General features: G+C 67.8%; 7 protein-coding genes. 6 read left to right on the forward strand and 1 reads right to left on the reverse strand.

All coding sequences use genetic code 11. The features are described from left to right. Positions 1-45: 45 nt before the first annotated feature. Genes AB0L82_RS18630 through AB0L82_RS18645 form a run of 4 tightly spaced genes read left to right on the forward strand, consistent with a single transcriptional unit; the run spans position 46 to position 8,740 of the window. A complete protein-coding gene (locus AB0L82_RS18630) occupies positions 46-3,903 on the forward strand; it encodes a transglutaminase family protein (RefSeq protein WP_364637370.1) in 3,858 nt (1,285 codons plus the stop codon). A 16-nt stretch (positions 3,904-3,919) separates the two neighbouring features. Further along, positions 3,920-6,814, forward strand: coding sequence for a circularly permuted type 2 ATP-grasp protein (locus AB0L82_RS18635; protein WP_364637372.1), 2,895 nt, complete (start codon positions 3,920-3,922; stop codon positions 6,812-6,814). Between the two features lie 2 nt (positions 6,815-6,816). Further along, positions 6,817-7,692 carry a transglutaminase family protein gene (locus AB0L82_RS18640; RefSeq protein ID WP_364637374.1) on the forward strand — a complete coding sequence of 292 codons (876 nt, stop codon included), beginning with the start codon at positions 6,817-6,819 and terminating at the stop codon, positions 7,690-7,692. Position 7,693: 1 nt separating this feature from the next. Beyond that, entirely contained in the window at positions 7,694-8,740 is a 1,047-nt protein-coding gene (locus tag AB0L82_RS18645; protein ID WP_364637376.1) for a putative zinc-binding metallopeptidase, read from the forward strand. A gap of 13 nt (positions 8,741-8,753) precedes the next feature. Here the strand turns inward: AB0L82_RS18645 and AB0L82_RS18650 are convergent, their stop codons facing one another. Continuing rightward, positions 8,754-9,209 carry a hypothetical protein gene (locus AB0L82_RS18650; protein WP_364637378.1) on the reverse strand — a complete coding sequence of 152 codons (456 nt, stop codon included), beginning with the start codon at positions 9,207-9,209 and terminating at the stop codon, positions 8,754-8,756. Positions 9,210-9,406: 197 nt separating this feature from the next. Here AB0L82_RS18650 and leuA point away from each other — a divergent pair, with 197 nt between their 5' ends. Beyond that, complete coding sequence (gene leuA, locus AB0L82_RS18655) at positions 9,407-11,209, forward strand: 2-isopropylmalate synthase (protein WP_364637380.1); 1,803 nt, start codon at positions 9,407-9,409, stop codon at positions 11,207-11,209. Positions 11,210-11,410: 201 nt separating this feature from the next. Then, on the forward strand, positions 11,411-13,165 hold the full coding sequence (locus AB0L82_RS18660) for a MinD/ParA family protein (RefSeq protein WP_364637382.1): 1,755 nt from the start codon (positions 11,411-11,413) through the stop codon (positions 13,163-13,165). The last annotated feature ends 3 nt before the right edge of the window (positions 13,166-13,168 follow it).

Consider the following 13,168-nt stretch of genomic DNA (forward strand, 5'->3'; position numbering starts at 1 on the left):
GGGAATAAACCCAGCGTGTCTCGGCCTGGCGTGGTGAACTTGACTATGGGGATTCGGGTTTCCCTCGAACATCGCACCACCTATACCTTCGATCGCCCCGTGCGGATCCATCCGCACGTGGTTCGTTTGCGACCCGCGCCGCATACGCGCACCGCGATTCAGTCGTATTCGATGCACGTCACCCCGGCCGAACACTGGGTGAACTGGCAGCAGGACGCGTTCGGAAACTTCCTGGCGCGCCTGGTGTTTCCCGAACCCGCGCAGGAGTTGTCCATCACCGTCGGCCTGATCGCCGATATGGATGTGGTCAACCCCTTCGACTTCTTCGTCGAAGAGGCCGCCGAGCATTTCCCGTTCACCTATGTCCCCGCGCTGGCCGCCGATCTCGAGGCGTATCTGCGCCCCGTGGACGAAGGCGAATCCGGTTCCGGCCCAGGCAAAGCCGTACTCGACTGGGTGGCCCGGCATCGGCCCGCGGACGGACCCCGCACCATCGAATTCCTGATCGCCCTCAATCAGGCGCTGTGCCAGGACGTCGCGTACACCATTCGGCTGGAACCCGGTGTGCAGACACCGGATCACACGCTGGAGTCCGGTCTCGGCTCCTGCCGTGATTCGGCCTGGCTGCTGGTGTCGATCCTGCGCGAGTACGGGCTGGCCGCCCGCTTCGTCTCCGGCTACCTCATCCAATTGGCCCAGGACGTACCGTCTTTGGACGGACCCTCGGGCCCGCCCGCCGACTTCACCGATCTGCACGCCTGGACCGAGGTGTATCTGCCCGGCGCGGGCTGGATCGGCCTGGACCCCACCTCCGGCCTGTTCGCGGGTGAGGGTCACATACCGCTGGCCGCCACCCCGCACCCGGTCTCCTCGGCCCCCATCACCGGTGCGACCGATCCGGTGCAGGCCACCCTCGACTTCACCAATACGGTCCATCGCATTCATGAGGACCCGCGAGTCACGCTGCCCTACAGCGATATTCAATGGGAGCGCATTACCGAGGCCGGCGCCGCCGTCGACGCTCGCATGAGCGCCGTGGGCATCGACCTCACCCTCGGCGGTGAACCCACCTTCGTGTCCCTCGACGATCAGACCGGCCCGGAATGGACCACCGATGCCGACGGACCCCGAAAGCGTGAGCGCGCCGCCGATCTCGCCCAGCGCCTGCGTCGCGTCTACGCCCCGCGCGGGCTGACCCAGTACCGCCAGGGCAAGTGGTATCCCGGAGAACCCCTGCCGCGCTGGGAGATAGCGCTGCTCTGGCGTACCGACGGCGAACCCCTGTGGAATCACCCCGAACTGCTCGCCGACCCCTGGCTGTCCCCGCCGATCGCCCAGCTGAACCAGGTCGCACACCGCTCCGGCGGCCGCTCCTCGACCCGCACCACCGATGAACAAATCCGGGCGAGCCGCGCGAACGAGGAACGCCGCGCCGCCCTGCTCGGCGAACAACGCCGCGCCCTCCAGGCGAACGCGGCGCTCGGCGAGCCCGTCGTGCCGACCCCACTGCACCTCAGGCCGGATCCCCTTGCGCCGCAGCCGGATAACACGGTGCCCGCGCCTCCCGGGACCGATCCCGATGGTGCGCGAGCAGCGCATTCGGCGGACGCGAGTCCCGACATCGATTCCGCCGCGTCGCCGCGTGATGGCACGGACGTTCCAGGCGATGGTTCCGCGGATCTCGATGCCGGTAACGGTGCACACCACCTGGCAGAGGATGCGCACGGGGATTCGCCGCTGGAACATGATGGGGGAGAGGTTGTCCGGAGCGCTTCGAGTGCCGACGACAGTGTGGATGACGCGCGTGATCTGATCGCGCATGTGGTGGCGGGGCTGGGGTTGCCGCCGTCGCAGGTGCGAGCGGCATATGAGGATCCGCTGCTGCGGATGGCCGCGCACGCGGCGCTGCCGAGTGGCGATCCGGTCGAGCGCGAGGACGATATTGCGCCGGAACGTGATTCGGCACTGGCGCGGCGAGAACTGCTGGAACGGCTCGATTCCGGGGTGGGCGCACCCGCGGCGTATGTGCTGTCGCTGTATCGGCGCGCCGATGAGGCGGGCTGGGCCAGTGCGGACTGGCGGCTGCGGCGCGGCCGAATCATCCTGACGGAAGGTGATTCTCCCGCCGGACTGCGGTTGCCGCTGGGGTCGGTGTCATGGCAGGCCCCGCCCGCGCGGCCGGAGGCGGACCCGTTCGCACCCCGGCTGCCGCTCGCGGCGGATGAGCCGTCCGCGGTGCTGGAATCGGCCGATCGAGCGCCGATCTCCGCGCTGGTGGCGGAGATTCGCGATGACCGGCTGTACGTTTTCCTGCCGCCGGTGCCGGAATTCGGCGCGTTCTGCGATCTGGTGCGCCGGGTCGAGGCGGCCGCGCTGGCGATCGGGCGGCCGGTCGTGCTGGAGGGCTACGGCCCGCCGGCCGATGACCGGCTGCAATCGCTCTCGATCACCCCGGACCCGGGCGTGATCGAGGTGAACGTGCAGCCGACGACGAGTTTCGCCGAACAGTCGACCCTGCTCGAAACCCTCTACGAACAAGCCAGATTGGCGCGGCTGAGCACCGAATCCTTCGATGTGGACGGCACCGATCGCGGTACCGGCGGCGGCAATCACATCACACTGGGCGGTGCCACCCCGGCGCGGTCGCCGATGCTGCGGCGTCCCGATCTGCTGGTTTCCATGCTGCGCTACTGGCAGCGGCATCCCGCGCTGTCGTACCTGTTCTCCGGCCGTTTCATCGGCCCCACCTCACAGGCTCCGCGCGCCGATGAGGGCCGGGTCGAGGCGCTCTACGAAATGGAGATCGCCTTCGCCGAGATCGCCCGGCTGAGCCGCGATTCCACCTCGGGCACCGGGGGAGCGGGCGGTCACGCGAGATTCGACGACGGTGTCCTGCCCGGATCGCAGGGCGCGATCCCGCGCGAGAATGCCGCCGCCCCCTGGGTTGTCGATCGGGCACTGCGTCATCTGCTCACCGATCTGACCGGCAACACCCATCGCGCCGAATTCTGCATCGACAAGCTGTACAGCCCGGATTCCACGCGCGGCCGTCTCGGTCTGGTGGAATTGCGCGGGTTCGAGATGCCGCCGCATTTCCGCATGGCCATGGTGCAATCGCTGCTGGTGCGGGCGCTGGTGCTGCGGTTCTGGGAGCAGCCGTACACCGCGCCGCTCATTCAGCACGGTGCGAATCTGCACGGCCGCTATCTGCTGCCGCATTTCCTGGCCGCCGATATCGCCGATGTGGTGGCCGATCTGCGGTCGCACGGTATCGAATTCGATATCAGCTGGCTGGAACCGTTCTCCGAGTTCCGTTTTCCGCGTTTCGGGACGGTGGTGCTCGGCGATGTGGAAATGGAATTGCGCGGGGCGATCGAACCGTGGAACACCCTCGGCGAGCAGACCACCGCCGCCGGAACCGCGCGCTATGTGGATTCCTCGGTGGAGCGCATGCAGGTGCGGGTGACCGGTGCCGATCGCGGCCGATATGTGGTGACCTGCAATGGATTCCCCATCCCGCTGATGGCCGCGGGCAAGGCCGATGTGCAGGTCGGCGGTGTCCGGTATCGCGCCTGGCAGCCACCGGAATCCCTGCATCCCACCATCACCGTGGACGCCCCGCTGACCTTCGACGTGGTGGATCTGGAGACCGGTCTGTCCCGCGGCGGCTGCACCTATCACGTCGCGCATCCGGGCGGCATGTTCTATGCCGGGCCGCCGGTGAACGCGATGGTGGCGCAATCGCGGCGCAACCGGCGCTTCGAACCGGCCGGGCATACCTCCGGTCCGGTCGACATCGCGGATCTGCGTGCCAAAATGGCCATACAGGCCACGGATATCGGCGCGCCTGGGATCCTCGACCTACGCCGGGCGCGCACGGTCTGGGGTACCGGCGACCGGTAGGCACACGCTGAAAGTGGTGACGGTGGGAGCTGCCGGGGAGTACGCGAAATACCGTGCGGCGGCAGCCGATACGGGTTCCTTCGATGCCGTCGGCCTGCCCGTCGACGGCTACTACGACGAACTGGTGAACGACAGCGGCCGCCTGCGCCCGCTCTGGGCCGAACTGTCCGCCGAATTCCTGGAGCAGGGCCGGGACGGTTTGCACGCCCTCGATGCCCGGGTGCGCCGCCGCATCGAGGACGACGGCATCACCTACACCGATCTCGGTGGCGACGCGAATGAGCCCGCCGCACCGCGACCCTGGCGACTGGACCCGATTCCACTGCTGCTGGACGCCGCGGACTGGCAGGGCCTGGAGGCGGGCGTGGTGCAGCGCTCGCGACTGCTGGACGCACTGCTCGCCGATGTGTACGGGCCGCGCCGCACCCTCACCGCGGGTCTGCTGCCGCCCCAGGTGGTATTCGGCTGCCGCGGTTATGTGCGTGCGGCGCACGGGATCTCACTGCCCGGACGGCATCAGCTGTTCCTGCACGCCTGCGATATCAGCCGCCGCAGCGACGGCGGTTTCCGCGTGCTGGCGGATTGGGCGCAGGCGCCCTCGGGTGCGGGGTACGCGCTCGCCGATCGGCGGGTGGTGTCCGCGGCCATTCCGGCGGCCTTCGAACTGGCCAGTCCGCTACCGCTGAATCCGTTCATGCGCGCCATGCGGCTCATGCTGGTGGAGGCCGCCCCGCCCGCCGCCGCGGAGGAACCCGTGGTGGTGGTGCTGAGCCCCGGCCCGCATTCCGAAACCGCCTTCGATCAGGCGTATCTGGCGTCGGTACTGGGTTTCCCGCTGGTGGAGAACGCGGATCTGGTGGTGCGCGACGGACGTTTGTGGATGCGTTCGCTGGGCACGCTCAAACAGGTGGACGTCGTATTGCGCCGAGTGGATGCGGAATTCTCCGATCCGCTGGACTTGCGGCCGGATTCGCGGCTGGGAGTGGTGGGATTGGTCGAGGTGCTGCGGCGCGGTGCGGTCACCGTGGTCAATACGCTCGGCAGCGGACTGCTGGAGAGCCCGGCCCTGGCCGCGTTCCTGCCCGAACTCTCGCGTGCGCTGCTCGATCAGGACCTCATCCTGCCGAGTGTCGAAACCTATTGGGGCGGAGACGATTCCCAGCACACCAAACTGCTCGCCGACCTGCCCCGGCTGATTCTGCGCTCCACCGTCGACGATGCCACCGTCTTCGGATCCCTGCTCACCCGGCCGCAACTCGACGAATGGCGGGACCGCATCACCGCCGAGGGCTGGAAGTGGGTGGGCCAGGAACCCGCCCGCTTCTCGGTGGCTCCGGCCGTGGCCGGGTCCGGCGAATTGGCCGCCGCGCCGGTCGCGGTCCGGCTGTTCTCATTGGCCGGACGGGTCGGATATCGCGTCATGGCGGGCGGACTCGGCCAACTGCATCAGCGCACCGGCCCGGACGGCATGATCGGCGAGGCCACCGCCAAGGATGTCTGGGTGCGCGCCGCCCCGGCCGCGGTGCCCGCCACGGAGATCCCGGAGGAGCACGAACGCCGCGCCCCCGTCCTCCCCACCCTCGACGTCATCAGTTCACCGCGCGTCCTGAACGACCTGTTCTGGATGGGCCGCTATGCCGAACGCGCCGAGGCCGCCGTCCGCCTGCTCGGCGCCACCCACGACCGCTACCAGGACTACCGCTACCGCCCCTGGATGGAGGGCGCGGAAGCCATGCCCATCCTCATCGCGGCCCTGGGGCATATGACCGGCACCACCCCGCCACCACCGAGAAAGACACCGCCGCAACCGGATTCGACCGGCCCGTCACCGGACGGCGTTGCCGCTGATCCGTATCCAGCCGGGCAGCAACAGAATTCGAGCGACCAACGGCAGAGCGAAGGCGACCTGTCCCAAAGTCAAGGTTCGAGCGGGCAGACCCAGGGCTCCGGGGGCCAGAGCCAGAGCCAGAGTTCCGGTGGCCAGAGTCAGAGCCAAGGTTCCGGTGGGCAGTGGCAGAGCCAAGGCACGCCGTCGCCGGAGTTGTCGGCGGCGGCGCGGCGGCGCGAGTTCTCCGATCAGCCGACGGTGCCCATCGCGCTACCGGGTGCTTCGCGGCGCGATCACGGCTATCTGGTGTCGCTGACGGTCGACCGGGAGCTGCCCGGGTCGCTGGCGTTCGCCATCGAGCGATACGGGAAGGCGGCTCGCGCTGTGCGAGACCAGCTTTCACCGGATACCTGGATGATTCTCGGCGCCATCGACCGCGCGCTGTCGGAATACCGTGGCGCGCGCAGGGATCGGGGCGCGGCACTGTCGGCGGTGCATTCGCGCGCACTCGCCGCACTGCTGTCGCTGTCCGGCATCGACGCGGAATCCACTGTGCGCGACACCGGTTGGCATGTGATGGATATCGGCCGCAGGCTGGAGCGCGGCTTGGCGCTGTCGTCCCTGCTCGCCGCCGCGCTCACCGATTCCTATCCGGATCCGGTCACCCGGGTGGTGACCGAGGCGGTGCTGCAGGCCAGTGTGTCCGCGGTGAGTTATCGCAGGCGGCACGGTGATTCGGTACGAGTCGCCGCGCTCGCGGGCCTGCTGCTGTTCGACGCGGGCAATCCGCGCTCACTGGCCTATCAGCTGGAACGCCTGGAAGCGGACTTCCTCGCGTTGCCCGCCGCTTCGGGATCCTCGCGCCCGCAACGGCTGTTGACCGATGCTCAGCGAATGCTGCGCCGCGTCGACCCGGCCGATCTGGAGGTGACCGACAGCGCGGGCTGCCGCACCGAACTCGCCGAACTGCTGGACGGGGTGCACCTGCGCCTGCGCAAGATCTCCGAATCATTCGAGACCACAAGGCTTTCGGTGCCGCGTGAGATCCAGCCGCTGTGGGGCTCCACCCGGGTGGTGGAGTGAGGATGCGCCGCTATCGGGTTGTGCACAGCACCGTCTACGTGTATTCGGACGCGGTCACCAGTTCCTACGGCCGCGCCTATCTCACACCGCGCGAATTTCCGAGCCAGCGTTTGCTCTCCCATGAGGTCCGGATCGATCCGGTGCCGTCGGATCGCTCGGTCGGCACCGATGTCTACGGCAACACCACCCTGTATTTCCATGTCACCGCCGATCATCGCCGCCTGGAGGTGACCGGTGAATCGGTGGTCGAGGTGCACAATCCGCCGGATCCGCCCGCGCCCGCCCCGTGGGAGAAAGCCTGCCCGTCCATCGAGAACGGCCCGCTCGCAGTGGAATTCACACTCGATCTGACTCCGCCCGAGATCATTCCCGAGGTCGCGGCCTACGCCGCCGAATCCTTTCCGCCCGGTCGCCCGCTGCTCGAGGCCGTCGAGGAGTTGACCGCCCGCATCTACACCGATTTCACCTACGAATCCGGTTCCACCAACGTCAGCACCCGCGTCGCGGACGTCTTCGCCGATCGGCGCGGCGTCTGCCAGGATTTCGCCCGGCTCGGCATCGCCTGCCTGCGCTCGCTCGGCCTGGCCGCCCGCTACGTCTCGGGTTATCTCGCCACCGATCCGCCGCCCGGTAAGGAACGCATGGTCGGCGCGGACGCCACGCACGCCTGGGCCGCGGTCTGGCTGCCGGACGGCAGCGCCGAGGGCCACTGGGTCGATTTCGATCCCACCAACAATCAATTCGCCGATGAACGCTATGTGACCGTGGCCTGGGGCCGCGATTACGCCGACGTACCGCCGGTGCGCGGCATCATCTACACCGACGCCAAGGAGAGCAGCATCCGGGTCTCCGTCGACGTCGCCCCGATAGAGGTGTGACATGCGCGATTTCGCCTGCCCCAACTGCGGTCAGCAATTGGCCTTCGAGAACTCGCTGTGCCTGCACTGCCGCAGCCCACTGGGTTTCAGCCTCGCCGATCGCACACTGCTGGTGCTGGCGAAGGACGCCGCGCCCGAGGAGACGCACAACCATCCCGAGGGCGAAGTCATCGACCCCGATCTGGACGGCGTCGTGGACGCCAATACCTTCCGGCTCTGCGACAACCGGCATGTGGCGCAATGCAATTGGCTGGTGCGCGGCTCCGGTCTGTGCGAATCCTGCCGCCTCACCCGCACCCGGCCATCCGATCAGGACGAGCACTGGCTGCCCGCCTTCGCCGAGGCCGAGGCCGCCAAACGCCGTCTGCTGGTGGAACTCACCGAACTCGGTCTGCCCATCGTGGACCGAATCGCCGATCCGGACTTCGGCCTGGCCTTCGATCTGCTCGCCAGCGCCGACCATCAGGTCATGACCGGCCATGAGAACGGGGTCATCACCCTGGATCTGGCCGAAGGCGATGACGTGCACCGCGAACAATTGCGCGTGGAGATGTCCGAGCCCTACCGCACCCTGCTCGGCCACTTCCGGCACGAGATCGGCCACTACTACTTCCCGGTGCTGGTGACCGATGCCGAGTTGGAGCGGTCGCGCACCCTGTTCGGCGATCCCTTCGCCGACTATCAGGCGGCCCTGGACAAGCACTACGCCGACGGTCCGCCGCCCGGCTGGGAGTCGAGCTTCGTCTCCTCGTACGCCACCATGCACCCGGCCGAGGACTGGGCCGAAACCTTCGCCCACTACCTGCACATTCGCGACACCCTCGATACCGCCGCCGCGTTCGGCTTCGCGCCGGCGGGCGCGACCATGGATCGCCCGCAGGTCGGCCGCTCCGGTTTCGATCGCATCATCGAACTGTGGCTACCGCTGGCCTGGTCGCTGAACATGGTGAACCGTTCCATGGGCCATCCCGACCTCTACCCGTTCGTGCTGGCCGGGCCGGTACTGGAGAAAATGCGCTTCATCCACGAACTGTGCACCGCCGCTTGATCATTCGCGGCGATTATCCGCGATGCGCGGTGAGCTCCATGGCGGTGTACGCGCCGACGCCGGGCTTGTAGGACTCGGGCACCACATTGTCCATCCGCAGCCGGAAGACCCCGTCCACGGTGTCGTCCACCATGATTCGCCATTCCCAGTCACCCGCGTAGGTCGCCGACAGTTCGACCTGCGCCCCCGGCAGCGCGGTACCGGTCAGCACCGACGGTCCTGGTTTCTGATGCCAGGTGTCACTCCACAGCGCCTGCGCCTGCCCGTCCGCGTCCGCGCCGACGACCAGCATCCCCTGCTGCGGCCCGTCCGCCGGATGACTCCAGGTGTAGCCGATCGACGCCAGATTCCCGCCCGCCCCGAAGCTGACCGTGACGGTCGCGGCGGAGGTTTCCATGGTGTCGGTCGGCATCAGCCGAAAATCGTTCGCGCCGGACCATTGCCCCAGCAGATTCGCCAGCATCGCCATGCGGCCGAGGGTAGCCGTGCACCTGGGTTCCGGCACCGTATTGCCACGCTGTAAACTCGTGATCATCATGCAGCGGGCAAGCCTTCTCCTCGGCCGCCGCGGCGGGGTCTGATACGGACCGGCTCCCGTCGCGGGTGTTCGTCGTGCCGGTCTACCCCATACCTGGGATCCAGCCACACTCTCGGAGATAAATCGCCATGTCACCCGCTGATGCTTTCGTTTCCGGTTCGCGCACGATCAACGTGCCGTCGAAGCCGGCCCCTGCCGACCAGCCTGCCTGGAACACGCAGAAGAACTCCTCCATGCCGACCTTCCGGTACCGGCCGTTCGCGGAGGAGGTCGAGCCCATCTCGGTTCCCGACCGCACCTGGCCCGACAAGATCATCGATCGCGCCCCGTCCTGGTGTGCGGTGGATCTGCGCGATGGCAATCAGGCGCTCATCGATCCGATGAGCCCGGCCCGCAAGCGCCGCATGTTCGATCTGCTGGTGCGGATGGGCTACAAGGAGATCGAGGTCGGCTTCCCCGCCGCCTCGCAGACCGACTTCGACTTCGTCCGCGAGATCATCGAGGACGGCGCGATCCCGGACGATGTCACCATTCAGGTGCTGACCCAGTCCCGCGCCGAACTGATCGAGCGCACCTTCGAGGCGTGCGCGGGCGCACCGCAGGCCATCGTGCACTTCTACAACTCCACCTCGATCCTGCAGCGCCGCGTGGTTTTCCGCGCGGACCGCGAGGCCGTCAAGAAGATCGCCACCGACGCCGCGACGCTGTGCCTGGAGATCGAGAAGAAGTACCCGGACACCCGCTGGCGCTACGAGTACAGCCCCGAGTCGTACACCGGCACCGAGCTGGATTACGCACTGGACGTATGCGATTCGGTATCGGCGATCATTCAGCCGACCCCGGAGAAGCCGCTGATCATCAACCTGCCGGCGACCGTCGAGATGGCAACCCCGAACGTCTACGCCGACTCCATCGAATGGATGAGCCGGAACCTGGCGCGCCGCGATTCCATCGTGCTGTCGCTGCACCCGCACAATGACCGCGGCACCGCCGTGGCCGCCGCCGAACTGGGCTACCAGGCCGGTGCGGATCGCATCGAAGGCTGCCTGTTCGGCAACGGTGAGCGCACCGGCAATGTCTGCCTGGTGACCCTGGGGATGAATCTGTTCTCGCGCGGTGTCGATCCGCAGATCGACTTCAGCAATATCGACGAGATCCGCCGCACGGTCGAATACTGCAACCAGCTGCCCGTCGCCGAGCGCCACCCGTACGGCGGCGATCTGGTCTACACCGCGTTCTCCGGATCGCATCAGGACGCCATCAACAAGGGCCTGGACGCCATGAAGGCCGCGGCCGACGCCGCGGATTCCGATGTGGCCGATATGACCTGGGCGGTCCCGTACCTGCCCATCGATCCGAAGGATGTCGGCCGCACGTACGAGGCGGTCATCCGGGTGAATTCGCAGTCCGGCAAGGGCGGCGTCGCGTACATCATGAAGACCGATCACGGGCTGGTGCTGCCGCGCCGTCTGCAGATCGAGTTCTCGCAGGCGGTCCAGAAGATCACCGACGGTGAGGGCGGCGAGGTCACCCCGAAGGAGATGTGGGACGTCTTCTCCGAGGAGTACCTGACCCCGATCGTGCCGCTGGAGCGCATCCGGCAGAAGGTCACCGCCTCCGAATTGGACGGCGGCGTCGACCATATCGAGGCCGTGGTCAAGGTGGACGGCGTCGAACAGGCCATCTCCGGTGAGGGCAACGGCCCGCTCGCCTCGTTCGTGGACGCGCTGGCCACCATCGGATACGACGTGCGTGTCCTGGATTACAGCGAGCACGCCATGTCCTCGGGCGATGACGCGCAGGCCGCCGCCTACGTGGAATGCGCCATCGGCGACAAGGTGACCTGGGGCGTCGGCATCGCCACCTCGATCACCACCGCATCGCTGCGCGCGGTCGTCTCGGCCGTCAACCGCGCGGCCCGCGGCAACTGATCCACATCGATCCACAGTGCTGATCCCGCTCCGAGATTCGGGGCGGGATCATCGTTTTCCACAGTGAACTCCCGGTAGCGGCGCAGTTGCGCGGGGGTGCGAGGTATTACCAGGCCAGGGTGGGAGAGCGTCGGCAATGCTAGCGTGGAACCGCATTAGCGCCGAGCTCTCTGTTCGAGCTGTCGAGCAGATGGGGGACACGTGACTACGAACGATCAGAATTCGACCGCACAGGCCGCGGCCGGGCTGCCGGTGGACGCCGACGATGTCAAGGATGAGCACGCCTCGTCCGGCGCGGGCGCCCCGGAGCCGGGTAAGGCCGAGGCCGAAGCCAATGGCGAGGGTGAGCAGGGCGCGGGTTTCTTCCCGCCGGTGCCGGACTCGATCGAGCAGACCACCGTCTTCCCGCCCGAGGCCGCACCGTACGGTGCGGGCCAGCCGGGATTCCCGCAGCAGGGTCCGTACGGCCAGCCGTACCAGGGCGGCCCGAACGGCCCGTTCGAGGGACAGGGCCCGTTCGCGGGCAACCAGTTCCCGCAGGGTCCGCCGCAGGGTTTCCCGCCCACCGGCAACTACCCCGCACCCGATGCCGGACAGTTCGCGCCGCCGCCGAATTCGGCTGCGCCGGGCCAGTTCCCGGGTCCGGACGGCAGCTACGGTGAGGTCCGCGACAACACCCCGTACGGCGAGATCCGGCAGGAAATCGGCAGCGACGGCATGGTTCGCCGGGTGTTTCCCGACCAGTCCGGCCAGCCCGATCCGGGCGCTCAGCACGGACCGGAGGGCGCTGCCGGACCGGGCGGCGCACCCGGGCAGTTCGGTCACCCCGGGCAGTTCGCGCCGTCCAATGATCAACCGGGCGGGCCGATCTACAGCTGGTCCCCGCCGCCCGCGCAGGCGCCGCAGCAGCAGCTGCCGCCGCAGGGTTTCCCGCAGCAGCAGGGCTGGAATGGTCAGCCGCAGCAGGGATTTCCGCAGCAGCAGGGCGGATTCCAGCAGCAGCCGCCGCCGGGGCATTCGGTCAATGATCTGAATCTGCTGCGCCGGGCGCGGCGCGCGCCGCGCAGTGGCTGGCGGCGTGCGGTGCACAAGGCGTCCGGCGGTGTGATCAACCCGGGGGAGTCGCCCGCGGATCTGATGCACGCGCAGCTGGTGGATCGGGTGAATCAGCCGGTGCGCGGTGATTACCGGATCGCGATCCTGTCGCTCAAGGGCGGTGTCGGAAAGACCACCACCACTGTCGGTTTGGGGTCGACGTTCGCCTCCGAGCGCGGTGACCGGGTCATCGCCATCGACGCCAATCCCGACCTGGGCACGCTCGCCCACCGGGTGCCGCGGCAGACCCGCTCCACGGTGCGAAACCTGTTGGAGGACAGCCACATCACCCGGTACTCCGATGTGCGCGCGCATACTTCGCAGGCTCCGAGCCGATTGGAAGTGCTTGCCAGCGAACAGGATCCGGCGGTGTCGGAGGCGTTCAGCGAGGCCGACTACCGCAAGGCGATCGGCATCCTGCAGCAGTTCTACAACATCATCCTCACCGACTGCGGCACCGGACTCATGCACTCGGCCATGTCCGGCGTGCTGGATATGGCGAGCTCGCTGGTGCTGGTGACCTCACCCGCCATCGACGGCGCGCGCAGCGCCTCGGCGACGCTGGACTGGCTCGATCATCACGGCTACCACAAGCTGGTGGAGCGAACCGTGGTGGTGGTCAACGCATCTCGCAAGGGTTCCTCCACGGTCGATCTGGATCAGCTGCGCAAGCTGTTCCTGGATCGCACCCGCGCGGTACAGGTGGTGCCGTTCGACGATCACCTCGCCGAGGGCGCCGAAATCGACCTGGAACTGGTCTCCAAGCCGACCCGCCGCGCCCTGCTGGAACTGGCCGCCATGGTCGCCGACGATTTCGGCTACCACGCCTCCCAGCGCTTCTCCCCGAACCACCCGCGCTGAGCG

The sequence above is a fragment of the Nocardia sp. NPDC052001 genome (assembly GCF_040680615.1).
GTDB lineage: Bacteria > Actinomycetota > Actinomycetes > Mycobacteriales > Mycobacteriaceae > Nocardia.

Coding starts and splice junctions, on each gene's coding strand:
- leuA (WP_364637380.1), top strand. CDS start 9,407: ATGTCACCCGCTGATGCTTTCGTTTCCGGTTCGCGCACGATCAACGTG.
- AB0L82_RS18650 (WP_364637378.1), bottom strand. CDS start 9,209: ATGGCGATGCTGGCGAATCTGCTGGGGCAATGGTCCGGCGCGAACGAT.
- AB0L82_RS18640 (WP_364637374.1), top strand. CDS start 6,817: ATGCGCCGCTATCGGGTTGTGCACAGCACCGTCTACGTGTATTCGGAC.
- AB0L82_RS18645 (WP_364637376.1), top strand. CDS start 7,694: ATGCGCGATTTCGCCTGCCCCAACTGCGGTCAGCAATTGGCCTTCGAG.
- AB0L82_RS18630 (WP_364637370.1), top strand. CDS start 46: ATGGGGATTCGGGTTTCCCTCGAACATCGCACCACCTATACCTTCGAT.